This window comes from Mucilaginibacter sp. SJ (assembly GCF_028993635.1).
GTDB lineage: Bacteria > Bacteroidota > Bacteroidia > Sphingobacteriales > Sphingobacteriaceae > Mucilaginibacter.
Genome location: NZ_CP118631.1, coordinates 1,916,399 through 1,932,789, shown reverse-complemented (window position 1 = coordinate 1,932,789; position 16,391 = coordinate 1,916,399). Strand labels below are relative to the sequence as shown.

Below are 16,391 nucleotides of genomic sequence, written 5' to 3'. Positions count from 1 at the left end.
CTGATTTACAGCTGGAAATATAGCTCAATGGTAAGAGCAGCACCCTTATACGGTGTCGGTTAAAGATTCAAGTCCTTTTATTTCCACAACATGGCCGGTTGCCCGAGTGGTTCAAGGGAGTCCTCTGCAAAAGGAATGTCCGCAAGTTCGAATCTTGTACCGGCCTCTTTTATTTTTGCCTGCGTAATAGCATTACGCCCGGGCCTTAACTTTCATAATCCCGGCGCAGAGCCGGGTATGGATAACTATTGTTTTTACTTATTTAATAGTATTTTTTATGATATTTGTTGAGTATTTCTTGGCTTATGTGATGGTTGATGGAAGTTATAAGTCTCAATAAGAATTGCGCACCTTTGACCTTTCTCAAAACCAGGGGCTTTTGATCTTAATTAAGGCAATATCTATTTAAAACAAATGTTGAAACAGGCAGTAGAGAAATTGAGGGGGAATATGGTTTTGGAAAGGCTTAATATTTCCTCGTCAAATACCTCCACAGATTATTTGCTGATAAATGGTTTATGTACTATCGAAGCCTTGCTCATGGTTTGTTGTATCTTGTACAAACGGGTGGCCATTTGAAAACGCTCTTTATAACTTCGCTTCAATCCTTCTTTCAGAAGTTCAATCTCAGCCTCGCTGGGTGTTTACCTGTTTGCCTCCATGCTGCTGATCAAATTTATGAAAAATAGGGCATTCAACGAAGTACGAAAAATCTGGCTGAAAAGCCTTACGAAGATTTCAAGACTTCGCAAGGCTACAAAAAAGAATTTTATATCTGCGAATATGCTGCAGGAACCAGCATAGTTGATGTTATTTTGCTCACCAGCAGCGCATCGGCATATTCGGGCATAGCACTGATTTTTTTCCATTGCGGATCACTACCAAAAGCTTTCCAGTGCGCGTTTTTTGCATCAAGGTCATCAAAGGTGATCATATAAGTAAGATTAGGCCTTTCTGAACCTATTACGGTTTCGCCCCAAAAAACGGGCTTGAAACCGAGGCGTTTAAATACATCTATTTCGCCTTCATCATTAAACATTTCAATCTTCTTTTTACCTGCGGCTTCAGTTGCGCTTTGATACTGCCTCAACTCAAAGATCCTCGTTTTATTTTCGAGTACTTCCAGATGCGGCATGTGTACAAATGCTTTTAACAAAGAACTTTCTATCCGTTCATAAGCAGGGGTGGCGGCCGGGGCATTAAGGTAAGCAGCGCCTTTGGCCTGCAGTTCTGCATCGCCGGCGAAACTATCGGTCACCGTTGCGAAATGGGCAAGACTGTTAAACTGCATCAGCACAAAAAGCCTGGTTTGGCCTTCAGGTTTCATTTCGGTAAATACCCCTACATGTTTTACACCTAACCGGTTGAAGGCCGGTATAGCGGTATCTTTCAGGAAATCCTCTACCAGTTTTTGCTGTTCCGAATTTTTAAGGTTGTATACCCTTAGTTCATAGTATTCGGCAGCTTTGGGAGAAGTTTCTGTAGCTTTGCTCATGGCAGGTAAAACAGTTGCGGTAACACCGGTTAACAGGGTTGATTTAACGAAGGAGCGCCTTTTCATAGCAGGTTTGATTGTTTGGCTAAGATAGGTTTTTCGGCAAAAAACAAGTGTCACATTTTTGTTTTGAGGGGAAATCCGATTGCTTAAGCATCATCCGAATGTATTATTAAACAGTGCGGGCGGATTCGATTTTGGACAGCCTGCAAATTTCTCTAATTTGGCTATCATGCTTTTTGCAGACTATTTTTAATTATGAGCCAGCTAATACTACCCGCCTCCACCTTTGATTTTATGAAGCAACTGAAACAGAACAATAACCGCGACTGGTTTGCACAACATAAAGAGGCATATCAACAGCAGCTTGAACTTATGGAGGCTTTTACTGCCGGGCTATTGAACCTGCTCAATACACATGACGTTATCGAAACGCCCGGCGCAAAAAAGGTCCTGCACCGCATTTACCGCGATATCCGCTTTTCGAAAGATAAAACGCCTTTTAAAACTAACTGGAGCGGGAATTTTAAACGGGCGGGCAAGCATCGCCGTGGCGGTTATTATTTTCACCTGGAACCGGGCAATACATTTATAGCAGGTGGCTTTTGGGCCCCGGATACGCCCGATCTTAAGCGGATCCGCGATGATATCGCTTTTGATGCCTCGCCGTTGAAGCAAATTGTCGGCAGTAAGGAGTTTACAAAAACTTTTGGCGTTTTAAAAGGCGAACAGCTGAAAACAGCCCCCAAAGGTTATGCTGCAGATCATGAAGCTATTGAGTTGCTGCGTTATAAACAGTTTTTAGTAAGACGACGCTTTACCGATGAGGAGGCTTTAAGCCCGGACTTCATCATAAAGGCTTCTGATACCTTTAAAAATATGCGCCCCTTTTTTGATTATATGAGTGATGTGCTCACTGCAAATGTAAATGGGGAGGAAGAGGACTGAGAAGAAGCCAATGTCCTCATGTGCTTTTAGGCAGGCGGTTAATATCACCTGTGTCTGTCAGTCCATCGTTAGCGTTAGTAATCTTGCTAAGGTTAAAATGCATTTCTCCGTTATGTTCTTGGCCTTTAAGCAGCCCTTTGTTATATAAGTTAGTAAGAGTGGCTTTAACTAACGCGGTAACCTGCTCATTAACAAAGTGCGGCTGAAGCAGATCAAGTTCTTTCAATACATCGGTTACCGAACCATGACCAATTCGTGCCAGCGCGTAAATGGCTTTGTTTTGCTGAGTATCCTCAGGGTCAAAATGTGAGGGAATATGCAGTGGTTTATATTCTTCCCTAAATTCTTCGTCGCTTAATGTCATCGTAGTACGGCTTATAATAACGTTAAACAAATGTTATTAAAGTTTGTGTGACATTTTAGCTTAAATCCCCAAACAATAAACGCGGGCTTGCGGCCCGCGTTCTGTTTTCTTATAAAAAAATAGTTTTTAAACTGTTGAAGGGCTTCTGATAATGCCAAGTAAAAATGAAATTACGGCAATTACCAATAAAGCATGAATTAAACCTGTTGCCGAATAGGCAAAAACACTGATCGCCCATCCTATAATGAGGATAACTGCGATGATATACAATAGTGATCTCATAGTTTGATGTTTTTAGTTTGTATATATAAACACTTTAAAAATCATGCCATAATTCAATCTTTATTGAAAAATATTATTTATACTGAAAGTAAATTAATTTTATCGAAATTGCGATCATGGCATTCCCCTTGCTATATTTTGATGCTACACTTAATACTACAATGAAACCATTTTTTATTACTATAGCTAAAAATTTAACACTTCTTATAATACCGGATAGTGATGCCCATGCAGACGGTCACCCGGTGTTAACCTATACTTATAGCATTTATCGCCGCGATAAATCAACTGTAGCCAAGCTTAACCAGCCTGATAAGCTTTTACAGGCGAATAAAAAAAACAACCCCGATTACCTGGGTTATATTACTTTTGAGCAACCGGGAAAAGTGTTTAGTTATGTTGCAGATGGCGAAAATGAACTATCGCCCGATGAAGTACTGGATGTGATTGAGGAGATCAATCATTTTAGGGATACGCCGCAATTGTGGACTATTTAAATCATGTATAAACACGCAAAACCGCGAAGGCGCAAAATAATTTTTTTGCGCCTTCGCGGTTTGTGGGAAATAGCAGACCGTAATGCTTATTTCTTAGTTGGCGGTATCAGCTGCATAAAAGTTACGATGCTGCTGGCTTCGTATGATTGAATATCGCCGGTTGGGGTAGGTACCGCATAATTACGATAAGTAAGGTTCCGGCCATCGCGGTTTTTCCAGCCGGTATTAACGTTGGTTTGGAGCCAGCTGAGGTATTGGCTTTGGGCACCCTCGTTGATCAGTTGCACTATATATTGCGCGAAAATGGCTTTCAGAACGCCCTGTTCGTTAAAATCTCCTTCGGCAGGCAATATGCCGTTGGTGCACATATTGTTTTTTATATAATCGGCATATAGTTTGGCATCGTTAAGGTAAGCTGCATCGTTGGTTTGTTTGTATAAGGCCATGGCTGCGCCAATTGCAGTACCCGAGTTATAAGTATAATCCTGGCCACCCGGAGGGTTATTGCCTATTTTGTTGTCGTTCACTTTGCCCGATGCGTCAACCAAATTAGTTTTCGACCAGGTATAGATAGATTTGGCCTTGTTGAGATAAGAAACATCCTTGGTGATATTATACAATTTCATGGCTGCTATAACGGTAGGGAAGTTGATACATGAGTTTTTTCCACTGTGCTGAAAATCCCAGAACATGCCGCCATCTACAGGATCATAAGAGCCGTTCCAAACCCTCTCGAACCCGGATTTTGCTTTTTCAAGATAAGTGGCATTGCCGGTAAGCTGGTTGGCGCGCGCCAGGGCAATAACCCACCACATCATATCGTCATAAATAAACCAAACGGTGGTGTTGTTCCAGTTGTAGCCATCGTAATGATTATAATTACCCTGGTATATATCGCCAATGCGGGTAAGCTGTGCAGGGGTTTTGGTACGCTCATAAACATTCATGGCCATATCCCAGTAAATAGCCTGCGTCCATATAGCTGCAACGCCATCTTTTTTTGTGGTGCTGAAGTAAAGTTTATTATTTGAATCGTAAAAAGCGTTATTGAATGCTGTATAGGCAAGGTCGGCATCGGCACTGCTAAATCCCGTACTGTTATCGGTTTGGGTAGTATCCGTTCCCGGTTTAGCGGTAACGGGGGTAATATCTTTGCCCTTGCTGCAGCTTACGATAGTAATGAACAAGCTCAGGATCAAAAAGCAGATTGGTTTTTTCATATGATAAATGTTGGTTAGTAATAGGCTTATGTCTGGTAGAGGAATAAGGTTTTAATTCCTGGTTAATGATTCGCAGGCAAGGCAATTATAGGTTAAAAAACGATCGCTAACCAACGTTTTAACCCACAAAAAATCATTAACCCAATTCTTAACCGTGATTTTAACCGGGTGAGGGGAAGGGCATGGTTCCTATGCGTGGCATAATATCCTTAGCCCAAGTTTTGCGGGCCGGGATTGATGAGTCGGGTAACTTGGGCTTGCGTATCACAAGTCAGCCAGCACACATCCGAGCCCGCAAGACTTGCGCTAAAAAAAGTCGTTTTATCTTAACCTTACGCAGGTTTACGTTTTGCGGCAGGTGGTTTAGTTTCCTTTTTCTCTGGCGAAGGTACCGCCGCGGTAACTGGGGGCTGTTGAGGTTTATGCCCGTGTACCAGTCGCTCATGCATGAAATGAGTAAGCTTATGATGGAATGGTACCAGCACGGAGGCCAGGCATACCAGGATCACCAACTCAAGTACGGGTAAATGGTTACTGAGGCGCTGCACAAAAGGATGAATAAACAGGGTTAGGAATTCAAAAGCCAGCAGCAGGCATAACACGCTCATAAACTCAATCACCTTGCGGTGGGTACGGCTTTTGCTCAGCAGTAACACTATCAAAAAAAATGTCGGGATAAAAACAGCTATGCCTACCATTTGCAGATTAATTATCCGGGCCTCTTCTTCGCGGTGCTTTTCTTCGGCAATTTCCTCCTGCCGCGCCGCCTCGTTGAAACTTAGCGTTTGGATCTGCTTAATTTTTTCCGCATTGAACATACTGTCTTTAGCGGCGAGGGCGGTTTTTAAATAAAGCAGCTCAAGATGCTCATTTTTGCCCCGGTACACATCGGTAAGCAGGTTGCTGGCGTGAAAAATCCCCTCGGGATATAGCGCGGCTTTTGCAGCATTAAGGGCCAGCGTTGCATAATAGATGCTTGAGTCGGTCATGCCTTTTTGCTTATAGAGTTGCGCTACGCTGTTGTAGCTGTCGGCAAGGCTGTTTTGGTCGTTTACCTTCGCAGCATAACTTATACTCACACGGTAATAATCAAGCGCCAGGGCGGTGTGTCCCATTTTATAGTTGATGTCGCCTAAAATGGATAAGGTGTTAGGCATGGTAGCCGTATCTTTTAAGGTTTGCTTTATGGTATAAGCCTGCATTTCATAGTTTAAAGCCGAATCAACCTTGTTAAGCTTAATGTAACAGTTGCCGATATTGGCCAGAATAATTCCCAGGCGCGCTGTTTCATGCAGTTCTTCGGCAACAGCTTTAGCCTTAAAATGGTAGGATAGGGCTTTTACGTTATCCAATTGGTCGGAGTAAACGATGCCTATATCGCTAAGGCTTTTTAAAATACCCAAACGGTCGTTAATTTCTTCGCGTATTTTCAACGAGTTGAGTAAAAAAGAAAGGGCCTGGTCATACTTGCCATTTTTCCATAAAACCACACCCAGGCGGTTCATGCAATCGGCCTCGCCTTTTTTGAACGAGAATTTGCGGGCCAGTTCAAGCCCCTGCTGTGCATAAATCAGCGCGCTATCAGGCCAGGTGGCCTGCAATTGTAAGCTTAATTGGCGTAAAGGTTCAACACCCGCGGTATCATTTTTATGCCGGGCCGCTTCTGATCTTAACCGATTTAATATGTTTTTTTGAGCATAGGTATCCGTGGCAATGCCGGTTAAAAGGCATACGCAAACCATTCCCTTTAGTATGTGGTTTAGCATAAATGATAAAATAAAACAAAGACCCAGTTTTTAGGGGGTAGAGATATACAGGGTAATGGTACCAGCCAGGTAAAACAGTTCCTAACTATCCATCGACGGCTCTTCAGTTGCATTATCCGGGTCGGGCGAAGCTACAAATCCGTCGGCGGCTTCGTCTTCGGGCTCAAGGCCTGTTTCATTATCAGCAAATCCCATTGAGGTATTTTTGTCCCTAAAACCCATAAAGGTGTTTTTGTCGAATGCTTTGGTTGATGTACTCATGGCTTTAATGTTTAAAAATCAGTTTGAGTTCAGTTAATTGCTAAACGAGCAGGTATATAAATATACATTTATATTTTGCTGATGGTCAAATCTTTACGCATTATGTGAAATGCGGTGTCGTTTTATGCGGATAGTTGCCGGTTTTGCGGAAAGTATATTAAATGAGACTGAAAAAACGAAACCGTCAGCTCATAAAGGAGTGGATAAAGAGGAAGTGACCGAAACAAATTTTTATACTTGCGACATGGCTTTTTTTCGATGAAGTAACGCTTCTTTTACATATTCCCCGTGGTTTTTATGCCAGGTGGTTATTTCGACCGGATCAACAAATTTTATTTCGAGACTTTCTATGGATGTTTCGATATTGCCGCTAACGTATTTGCATAAATAAAGCACTACTACCGAACTATGGGGCTGCTGAAATTGACCGGCGGGGACAGCGAAGAATTTAATGATCTCAACCGGTTCAACAATTAGCCGGGCCTCTTCCCAAAACTCACGTTTCATGGCTGTTTCCGGGTCTTCGCCAATATCAACCCAGCCGCCGGGCAAACCCCATAAAAAATCGTCGCTGCGGTGCTCAACCAGCAGGCGGCCATTGTTATCAAACAAGATACCGTTAACGCCCACTTTTGGTGTGGCATATCCCAGATCGTTGCGAAAGCGTTCTTTTAAAACTTCGGTTTCCAGGCCGGTAAATTCGCTGTATTCCTGTGTGGCTATATCCAATAGTTTTTGATAGCGCTCCATATCGAAAGGGCTTTTGGTATACCTGATACCGGTTTGCGCCAGGGCATAGATGTTTTCAAGCAGGTCGATATAGTTCTTTTTCATATGGTGCCTGCAATATAGCTAACAGCTGATATAACCGGGGTAAAGAAATTATAAAATCATTGGTTAAAGATGTTTTGTTACCCGTCGCATTCATCCTATCATTGGTCGCAAATACACCGCAGGCATTATTACCTTATTGCTGAGATTTGTATCATAATAAAACAAATTTTAAACATCAACCACATCAGGAGGTAAATCTTATGAGAAAGATAATCGTTTTAACATTCATGACATTAGATGGCGTAATGCAGGCACCAGGTGGCCCGGAAGAGGATCAATCAGGCAGTTTTAAATATGGCGGCTGGTCTGCACCTTTTATGGATGAAGTTTCGGGTAAGATGATGCAGCAGCAGATGGAAGCCACAGACATTCTGCTGGGCCGGAAAACGTTCGATATTTTTGAGGAGTATTGGCCTAAGCATGCGGATTATTGGCCTGGTATCAATGAGGTGAAAAAATATGTGTTATCCAACACCAGGGATAAATCCGATTGGAACAACAGCGTGTTCCTTACAAGTATAGAAGATATTAAAAAACTGAAAGATTCAGAAGGTTCGGATATTAAAGTGTGGGGCAGCGGAGAACTGGTTAAGTTGTTACTGAAACATGACCTGGTGGACGAGCTCTGGCTTAAAATATATCCCGTACTTCTTGGCAAAGGGAAAACCATATTCAGTGAGGACACCGTGCCTACTACTTTGGCGGTAACAGAAAGCACCGTTACACCAAGCGGAGTGATCTTTGTTAATTACAAACGCGCCGGGGCGGTTAAAACCGGTAATATGGGAGCTTAAAATTTTCGGGAAGTCACTTATTCACCAAATAGGATGCGGGTCATTTCGGCATGGTTATTCAGGAAGTGCCTGGTAACCATGTAATGTTCCGTTTCCTCATATTGTACCTGTTTTATGCCCGAATCGTCTAACTGGTAAATGGTTGCGCCCGGGTAGGCTAATAAAATAGGAGAGTGGGTAGCGATAATGAATTGTGAGTTTTCATTCACAAGCGTATTGATGAGCGAGAGTGCCGCCATCTGCCTGTTTGGCGATAATGCGGCCTCTGGCTCATCAAATATATAAAGTCCGTTGCCGGTAAGCCTGTTGGTTAGCGTAGCCATGAACGATTCACCATGTGAGCATTCATGAAGCGACTTTACACCATATTGCCGTGCAAACGTGCCTTTGTCGTTTTCATAAACGTTTTCCATATAGGTGGCTACGTTATAAAAGCTTTCGGCCCGGAGAAAGAAATAATCGGTTGGCTTTTTGTAGCTTTTTATACCGGTTAAATAATTGAAAAGTTGCGACGAATTATTATGCGTTTGAAACTGCGCGTTTTTTGAGCCTCCCTCGATACTGAAACCCATATGCAAAGCGATGGCCTCTACCAGCGTTGATTTCCCCGAACCATTTTCGCCAATGATAAAAGTAACATCACGATGGAACTTTAATGACGACAAGTTCCTGATAGCCGGGATGTGAAACGGATAAGCATCAAACGATGGCACCATATCTCGTTTCAGTTGGATCTCCTGGAGAAAAGGTTTAGCTTCCATGGTAGGGTAAAGATAGGGGTTTGATGCATTGTTTGTAAGTCATTTGCTTATGCGAAAGGCACGAGGAATCTACTCTCGAACAATAACTGCATACTTTGTAAGATTAAAAATACGGTGAAAACACGGGTTGTTTTTTTATTATTTTAATATAACCTTACGAATGCCTATGTAAAAATATAATTAATTATTATTTTACTAAAAAAATTAGTATTTTAACCTTGAAACCAAACACAATCAATCAGTTCGGAGGTAACTGGACAGAAGCAAAAATGGAAATAGTTGTTAATTATGCAAAGGCATATTTAACAATAATGAATAAACAATCTTGGGTCAAAACTTTATATTTTGATGGTTTCGCTGGCTCTGGTTTAATTGGAGCGAATGAAGATGTCGAAGCCATAAAAGGTACGGCTTTACGGGTGCTTGATATAGACGATCCTAAGCCTTTTGATATGTACTATTTTGTAGAGAAAGATAAAAAGAATAAAGACTCACTTGAAACCCGTATTAATATAGATTATCCTCACAAGAAAGACAAAGCACATGTAGTTCAAGAGGATTGCAATGTAAAATTAAACGATATGGCTAATTTTCTTAAAAAGAATCGGGCATTTCGAGCTCTTGCGTTTATTGATCCTTATGGAATGACCGTTAATTGGAAGTCAATTGAAAATCTTAAAGAGTTAGGTATAGACTTATGGATTTTGGTACCTACAGGTCTTGGGGTAAATAGATTGTTAAAAAATGATAGAAAAATTCCCGAAGCTTGGCTTTTGAAATTAGAAAGTTTCCTCGGTTTATCGAGAGATGAAATATTGTCAAGATTTTATTCGCAAAAAACAATAAACACATTGTTTGGTGATGAAACGTTAGTTAATAAAGAGGTTGAAATAATACAAAGAATAGGAAATTTATATACAGAAAGATTAAAGACTATCTTTGGCTTTGTTTCTGAATCTTTTGTAATGCGCAATAGCACAAACTCAATTATGTACCATTTTATGATGGCTACTAATAATAAAACGGCATTGAAATTAGCAAACGATATTATTAAACCAAAGTACAGGTTATAATGGCACAATCAAATATTGAATGGACAGAGTTAACATGGAATCCTGTTACAGGATGTAACAAAATTAGCCCGGGGTGTAAATTTTGTTATGCAGAGGTCATGACAAGACGTTTGCAAGCCATGGGGATAGATAAATATAAAGACGGTTTTAATATTCGTACCCATTCAGATGCATTAAGTATTCCTTTTACTTGGAAAAAATCGAAAATTGTATTTGTTAATTCAATGAGCGATTTATTCCATCCTGAAGTTCCACTTGATTTTATCAAGGCCGTATTTTCTGTAATGAACAGTACTCCGCAACATATTTATCAAGTTCTGACGAAGCGGTCGGAAAGATTACTCGAGCTTTCAAATGAATTAAACTGGACGGAAAATATTTGGATGGGGGTGTCTGTCGAAAGTGAAGAATACGCTTACAGGATAAATGAGTTATCTAAGACTAATGCAAAAATAAAGTTTTTGTCTATTGAACCCTTAATCGCTCCAGTAAAAACAATGGACTTGAAAGAAATAGATTGGGTAATTGTAGGAGGCGAGTCTGGGCATAAAGCACGACCAATAAAAAAAGAATGGATCGATTCGATAAGAATAAAATGTAATAAAGAAAGCGTCGCATTTTTCTTTAAGCAATGGGGAAAACCACAGTTTAATATTAATCCTGGCGACCCAACTATATCATCTGATCATCCTCAACATGCAAAAGGAGGGTGTCAGCTTGACGGTGAAATTTACAGAGAAATGCCACATAAGGCCGCTTAGTAAGCGAAGGAACTTATATTTATATATGCCAGTAGTCTCATGACTACAGGCATAAAGCCTAATCCTCCGGCTTTTCCTTCGCGTCCGCCATCCTCACTATCCTCGGCTGAAAGCTGGCTAATACATCAACCAAATCATGCTGGGCGGCCATTACGGCATGGATATCCTTGTACACCATTGGCGCTTCGTCAAGGTCGCTTCCCATCAGGGTGATGCGTTTATCTACCAGGTTAGCGGCAACTGCTTTTGGATCGACGGTTTTAAAGGCTGCGCTTCGGCTCATTAAACGGCCTGCACCGTGTGAGGCTGAGTTAATGGATGCGGCATCGCCTTTACCACGTACTACAAAGCCTGGGGTGCTCATACTTCCGGGAATAATTCCCAGTACTCCTTCACCTGCCGGAGTAGCGCCTTTTCGGTGTACCATTACTTCGGTACCATCGGCAAGCTGCTCTTTCCAGGCAAAATTGTGGTGGTTCTCGATCACCATAACCGGTTTAAGGTTAAGCGCACGGGCAATTTTGTTATGGATTTCGTGGTGATTGGCGCTGGCATAGTCGCCGGCCAGGTTCATGGCAATCCAGTATTCCTGCCCTTCGTCGTTATCTAAATTTAACCATGCCAAATGTTTGGCTTCCTGCGGAAGCTTGGTTTTGCTCATAGCAATTTTTGAATAATGATCGGCAATGCTCCCACCAAATCCGCGCGAACCTGAATGCGACAATAAAGCCAGGTAACTACCTGCCGGGATGTCTTCAAGCGCACCTTCGGCAACGGTAAGCTCACCCCATTCCACAAAGTGGTTGCCGGTACCTGACGTACCCAATTGTGAATAGGCTTTATTCTTAAGGTTCCGGATCACCTTGGTTTCGCTCCATGTAGAGCGGTCGAACAGCGAAGTATCAAAATGCGTTTTGGTAACCCCGCCAATGCCGAAGTTGGTATGGTCAAGCAAAAGGCCTTTAAGCATGTCGTTTTCGGTATCAACAATACCTGCAGGCAAGTCAAAAATGCTCAAACACATACGGCAGGCAATATCAACCCCAACCGCAAAGGGGATGATGGTATTGGCAGTTGTTGCCAGCACGCCTCCAATAGGCAAGCCGTAACCCTGGTGCGCATCGGGCATTAAAGCGCCTGCAACGGCTATGGGTAATTTAACCGCGGTTTTCATCTGCGCAAGCGCACCTACCTCAATATGTTCCATACCATAAACCGGAAAATCGGCTATCTCCTGTTTCAGTGCGAAGTTGGTTCGCGGCTGTTTTAAAAATTTCCCTTCTTTTCGCAGATCAATTACCGCCTCGGCCAGGTTCTTGAACTTACCGCCTTTTTTAAGGGCATAAGGCATCGGATCGTCAATAAGGGCTTCCAGGTTGGCCAGGATCTGTTCCTTATCCATTACGCCATGTTTTAACAGACCATTGGCCACGCGGCTAAAGTTCTCTAATATTTTTACGTCGTTAATGCCTAATGAGGTTAATTCGTTGTTACTTATTTTTATCTTTTCCATAGCGCTCTTAAACCTCCGCCAATTGGCGGAGGGGTTTCCTGTTTAGCTGCTTTTGTTATTTAACGATACAAAGTAAAATTTCAACTGCGCAATGTATTTGCGTAGTTGAAAATAATTTAATAATATTATAAAAAAGTCATGAACCGGTATGTCGACTCACCCCGACATCGCTTCGCTTGTCGACCCTCTCTCCGGCTTCGCCGCAAAGAGGGTAGGAGAAAATAGCTAAAAAAGTTCCCTCTTTCCGCGGCAGGCGAAGAGAGGGATGTCCAGCGAAGCGCAGACAGGGTGAGTAAACGTCGCTATAATTGTGATGGAAATTAAATAAATCCGAAATCAACATCCTAAATCCGAAATCAAAACATGCCCGTAAATCGCAATGCCCTTATCCGTTACCGAACCATTGATAGCTGCCTGCAAAACCGCCGCCGGCAGTGGACGCTTGACGACCTGATTGAAGCCTGCTCCGAAGCTTTGTACGAGTACCAGGGGATAGACAGCGGGGTAGGCCGTCGCACCGTGCAGGCCGATATGGAGATGATGCGCAGTAATAAGTTGGGGTACGAAGCGCCTATTATAGTGGTTGATAAAAAGTATTACACCTACTCCGACAAGAATTACAGCATCAATAACATCCCTCTCAATAACCAGGACATGCAGGTGTTGAGCGAAGTGGCCGGTTTGCTGGGCCAGTTTAAAGGCCTGGGTCATTTTGCCGACCTTAACGAAATGGTAACCAAACTGGAAGACAAGATCTACAGCCAGAAAACACACAGTGTGCCGGTGGTTGATTTTGAAAAGAACGATAATCTGAAAGGATTGGAATGGATTGAGATCATCCGCAAGGCTATTGTAACTAAGAACACGCTTTGTGTTAGCTACCAGTCATTCAAAGCAAGGGAAGCCAGTACATTTTGTTTCAGCGCTTATTTGTTGAAGGAATACCGTAACCGATGGTTTGCGTTGGGCGTATCACACGTAAGGAATAAACCACTGCTCACGCTGGCGCTCGACAGAATCCAGACTATTGAGGTGCATGCCGACGAATACCTTGAAAACACCCGGATTAACCTGGCTACTTATTATAATGATGTGCTTGGTGTAACCAAATCGCCGGGGCAGCGCGATGGCGAGGTTATTTTTTGGGTAGATGATAAAAATGCCCCGTATGTTATTACCAAACCATTGCACCACACGCAAAAAATATTAAAAGTTACGGCAGACGGAACGATATTCAGTATCAGGGTAATCATGAACTTCGAGTTGGAGCGCGAGCTGCTTGGTTTCGGGCCTAAACTGAAAGTGCTTGGTCCGCGGATCCTGGTTAAACAAATGAAGGATCTGTACCGGAAATCACTGGAGCATTATGCTGGGAATAGCCCTGTACCGCAGGGTAAGAATTTGAGCAGTTTGTTAAATTCGTGAGAAATACTTCCTCAAAAAGGTGGGCTTGTGTGCGATTCCCCTCCTGAGAGGGGCGGAGGGGTGTGTTTAACATGAGGCTTATAAACATTGGTGAAGCCCCCTCTGCTACCGCGCATTTCCTCGCGCGCCCTCTCAAGAGGGAAATTTAAAAATGGATGCTATTTAGCTGTCACAACCCCAATAAACCCCAAATCGAACATCCCAATTCCTGAATCAAAACTTGACTTTTGTACCCGATAAGTCGAAACTTTATTTTAAAAAACGCTTGCAGTTTATGTAGCAAACCTGTTACATTTAGGAAATTATAAACTGAAATGCCAAAACACATCCTAATTATTTACGTATTGGTTGCCTGTTGTATCCTGGTCATTATGGTCAACTCATTTGTTAAAAACAGGTTAAACAAAAAAGCTGAAGACAGGCGGATACTGAAACCCGCTAACCGTTCTTAATTATTTTTCAAACCCCTTAAGAGGGCCGGCCCCTGTGATTAAAGCGGGGCCGGCTCTGCAAAGCATCGCGACCTCCCTGATGCTTACATACATCGTTTATTACCCGCCGGCTTGTTGAAATTTAAACGAGTCTATATTAAAATATACGTTGAGGAGAATATTTTTCGCTAAGACGCAAAGGTTTTTTTGCCTTTGCGTCTTAGTGTGCTTATTTAATCGCGGACGTTCGCTGCCGCCTAAAATCCATCAAAAACAAAAGTTTCGTTTACAAGAGGTTTCCTTGGCAGCATTTCAGGGCGGATACTGGCCTGGTACACAAACGACGCCACAATGATGGCGGCCTGTTTCAGATCGTCTATCATCAGGTGGTCGTAGTCGTCCATATTGCTGTGGTGTGTGCGGGTTTCATAATCAATAGGGTCCTGCACAAACTGGAAACCCGGTATGCCCGCCCAATCAAACGCCAGGTGATCGGTTGACCCTGTATTGGCCATAGTTACCGTTGTGGCACCAAGGTCATTAAAGGGTTTTAGCCACTGTTCAAATATCGGTTTCATTTTTTCGTTGCTTTGAGCAAAGATCCCCCTGATTTTCCCGGTACCATTGTCCAGGTTAAAATAGGCCGATACTTTAGCCTGCTCGGGCTTTACGGTAAATTTAACGCCATCCCTGAAATGGTTTTTAACGTATCCGAATGAACCCAGCAAACCCTGCTCTTCGCCACTCCATAGTGCAATGCGGATGGTGCGTTTAGGTTTAAGCCCAAGCGAATCGAGCAGGCGAACGGCCTCCAGCATCACAATGCAACCCGCGGCATTGTCGGTTGCACCGGTAGCCGCCTGCCACGAATCAAGATGGCCGCCCAGCATCACCAACTGTGATTTTAATTTGGGGTCGGTACCGGGAATTTCGCCTACTACGTTGTAACCGTTTGTATCTTCGGTAGATGTTTTGTCCGTAAAACTCATGGCCAGCTCAACTTTCTGGCCCGATTGGATTAACCGTTTGATCTTCTGTCCGTCTTCCGAAGCCATGGTAACCTGCGGTACGGTTTCCGGATCAGTTAATTTGTAGCCGTAGCGGCCTTGTACAAAAACGGTTCCGTTAACATTACTGCGGCCCGCGCTAATGAATGCCAACGCACCGGCGTTTTTCAATATGCGGTCTGCTGTTTTAAAGATCTTCAGGTATTTAGTGGTGTACATGGTGATCATGGAGCGGGATACCATATAAGTATCTTTCAGATTGGCTAATGCGGTGTCGGCCAGTCTTTCGGCCGATGGCTCAAAGTCTTTTTTATAATCAGCCGCATCACCGGTAACCAGCACAAATTTGCCTTTAAACCCGGCAGCGTGACTATTCAGATAAGTAGTATCTATAGCCTGTGCCGATGTAATTATCATAACTTCACCTTGCAACAGACCTTTGCTGCTCGGGCTCCATGGATTAGGATAAGCCCTGATCTGCGCATTATAGGGTGCGCGCATCATCATACTGAAATCCTGCACTTCCCATTGTTTGCCAAAAGTGCCCCAGGGCTCGGTAGCGGCATTGGTCATTCCCCATTTTTTCATGGTGGCAACTGCCCAGCTTGCCGCCCGGGCATAACCCGGTGAATTGGTCAACCGGGGACCGGATACATCGGTTAAATAATGCGCTATCTGCGGAATTTGTGAGCTGCTAAGCTCTGCCTTACGAATACGGCTGAAAGCTGCAGTATCAATAACTTCCTGCTGGGCGTAGCTACCGGTGCAGGCAAGCAACAACGCGCCGAAAATAAAATTACGTTTTATATATTTCATAGTGAGGGTTTTAGATTTGAATATAAGATTTTAGTTTGAGAAACATAAATAAGAAGTGGGTAAAACCCGAACTAAGCCGTGCCGTTAACACAATAAAACATTGGTAACACCGCTGATATTCATTAAATAACGTAAAAACCGCA

General features: G+C 42.9%; 16 protein-coding genes and 2 tRNA genes. 8 read left to right on the top strand and 10 right to left on the bottom strand.

What is annotated here, in order from left to right; all coding sequences use genetic code 11:
- Positions 1-13: 13 nt before the first annotated feature.
- Positions 14-86 (top strand) — tRNA-Ile (locus MusilaSJ_RS07700).
- 6 nt (positions 87-92) lie between these two features.
- Positions 93-166: transfer RNA gene (locus tag MusilaSJ_RS07695), tRNA-Cys, on the top strand.
- 603 nt (positions 167-769) lie between these two features.
- On the opposite strand, the gene MusilaSJ_RS07690 is transcribed toward MusilaSJ_RS07695, so the two are convergent.
- Positions 770-1,561 (bottom strand): NIPSNAP family protein, encoded by a 792-nt coding sequence (locus MusilaSJ_RS07690; protein ID WP_274989425.1) that lies wholly within the window; start codon positions 1,559-1,561, stop codon positions 770-772.
- Between the two features lie 192 nt (positions 1,562-1,753).
- Here MusilaSJ_RS07690 and MusilaSJ_RS07685 point away from each other — a divergent pair, with 192 nt between their 5' ends.
- Positions 1,754-2,443 carry a DUF2461 domain-containing protein gene (locus MusilaSJ_RS07685; protein ID WP_274989424.1) on the top strand — a complete coding sequence of 230 codons (690 nt, stop codon included), beginning with the start codon at positions 1,754-1,756 and terminating at the stop codon, positions 2,441-2,443.
- Between the two features lie 16 nt (positions 2,444-2,459).
- On the opposite strand, the gene MusilaSJ_RS07680 is transcribed toward MusilaSJ_RS07685, so the two are convergent.
- Positions 2,460-2,807 (bottom strand): hypothetical protein, encoded by a 348-nt coding sequence (locus MusilaSJ_RS07680; RefSeq protein ID WP_274989423.1) that lies wholly within the window; start codon positions 2,805-2,807, stop codon positions 2,460-2,462.
- 126 nt (positions 2,808-2,933) lie between these two features.
- Positions 2,934-3,089: a lmo0937 family membrane protein gene (locus MusilaSJ_RS07675; protein ID WP_112652139.1), complete on the bottom strand. Its 156-nt coding sequence runs from the start codon at positions 3,087-3,089 to the stop codon at positions 2,934-2,936.
- A gap of 116 nt (positions 3,090-3,205) precedes the next feature.
- Here MusilaSJ_RS07675 and MusilaSJ_RS07670 point away from each other — a divergent pair, with 116 nt between their 5' ends.
- Entirely contained in the window at positions 3,206-3,586 is a 381-nt protein-coding gene (locus MusilaSJ_RS07670) for a hypothetical protein (RefSeq protein ID WP_274989422.1), read from the top strand.
- 86 nt (positions 3,587-3,672) lie between these two features.
- Here MusilaSJ_RS07670 and MusilaSJ_RS07665 read toward each other — a convergent pair whose 3' ends face one another.
- The 4 genes from MusilaSJ_RS07665 to MusilaSJ_RS07650 all read right to left on the bottom strand — a co-directional run bounded on the left by MusilaSJ_RS07665 (position 3,673) and on the right by MusilaSJ_RS07650 (position 7,667).
- Positions 3,673-4,806, bottom strand: coding sequence for a glycoside hydrolase family 76 protein (locus MusilaSJ_RS07665; RefSeq protein WP_274989421.1), 1,134 nt, complete (start codon positions 4,804-4,806; stop codon positions 3,673-3,675).
- Between the two features lie 332 nt (positions 4,807-5,138).
- Positions 5,139-6,572 carry a tetratricopeptide repeat protein gene (locus tag MusilaSJ_RS07660; RefSeq protein WP_274989420.1) on the bottom strand — a complete coding sequence of 478 codons (1,434 nt, stop codon included), beginning with the start codon at positions 6,570-6,572 and terminating at the stop codon, positions 5,139-5,141.
- An 81-nt stretch (positions 6,573-6,653) separates the two neighbouring features.
- A complete protein-coding gene (locus MusilaSJ_RS07655; protein WP_274989419.1) occupies positions 6,654-6,833 on the bottom strand; it encodes a hypothetical protein in 180 nt (59 codons plus the stop codon).
- Positions 6,834-7,064: 231 nt separating this feature from the next.
- Positions 7,065-7,667 (bottom strand): NUDIX hydrolase N-terminal domain-containing protein, encoded by a 603-nt coding sequence (locus MusilaSJ_RS07650; protein WP_274989418.1) that lies wholly within the window; start codon positions 7,665-7,667, stop codon positions 7,065-7,067.
- A gap of 200 nt (positions 7,668-7,867) precedes the next feature.
- Here MusilaSJ_RS07650 and MusilaSJ_RS07645 point away from each other — a divergent pair, with 200 nt between their 5' ends.
- Positions 7,868-8,461, top strand: a complete 594-nt coding sequence (locus MusilaSJ_RS07645) for a dihydrofolate reductase family protein (RefSeq protein ID WP_274989417.1) — start codon at positions 7,868-7,870, stop codon at positions 8,459-8,461.
- A 17-nt stretch (positions 8,462-8,478) separates the two neighbouring features.
- On the opposite strand, the gene MusilaSJ_RS07640 is transcribed toward MusilaSJ_RS07645, so the two are convergent.
- Entirely contained in the window at positions 8,479-9,222 is a 744-nt protein-coding gene (locus MusilaSJ_RS07640; RefSeq protein ID WP_274989416.1) for an AAA family ATPase, read from the bottom strand.
- 218 nt (positions 9,223-9,440) lie between these two features.
- Here MusilaSJ_RS07640 and tcmP point away from each other — a divergent pair, with 218 nt between their 5' ends.
- Positions 9,441-10,295, top strand: a complete 855-nt coding sequence (tcmP, locus tag MusilaSJ_RS07635) for a three-Cys-motif partner protein TcmP (RefSeq protein ID WP_274989415.1) — start codon at positions 9,441-9,443, stop codon at positions 10,293-10,295.
- On the top strand, positions 10,295-11,056 hold the full coding sequence (locus tag MusilaSJ_RS07630) for a DUF5131 family protein (protein WP_274989414.1): 762 nt from the start codon (positions 10,295-10,297) through the stop codon (positions 11,054-11,056). The genes tcmP and MusilaSJ_RS07630 overlap by 1 nt, the downstream gene beginning before the upstream one ends.
- Before the next feature lie 58 nt (positions 11,057-11,114).
- On the opposite strand, the gene MusilaSJ_RS07625 is transcribed toward MusilaSJ_RS07630, so the two are convergent.
- A complete protein-coding gene (locus MusilaSJ_RS07625) occupies positions 11,115-12,569 on the bottom strand; it encodes an RtcB family protein (protein ID WP_274989413.1) in 1,455 nt (484 codons plus the stop codon).
- A gap of 363 nt (positions 12,570-12,932) precedes the next feature.
- Here MusilaSJ_RS07625 and MusilaSJ_RS07620 point away from each other — a divergent pair, with 363 nt between their 5' ends.
- Positions 12,933-13,994 (top strand): helix-turn-helix transcriptional regulator, encoded by a 1,062-nt coding sequence (locus MusilaSJ_RS07620; RefSeq protein ID WP_274989412.1) that lies wholly within the window; start codon positions 12,933-12,935, stop codon positions 13,992-13,994.
- A 688-nt stretch (positions 13,995-14,682) separates the two neighbouring features.
- Here MusilaSJ_RS07620 and MusilaSJ_RS07615 read toward each other — a convergent pair.
- On the bottom strand, positions 14,683-16,248 hold the full coding sequence (locus MusilaSJ_RS07615) for a M20/M25/M40 family metallo-hydrolase (RefSeq protein WP_274989411.1): 1,566 nt from the start codon (positions 16,246-16,248) through the stop codon (positions 14,683-14,685).
- Between the last annotated feature and the right edge of the window lie 143 nt (positions 16,249-16,391).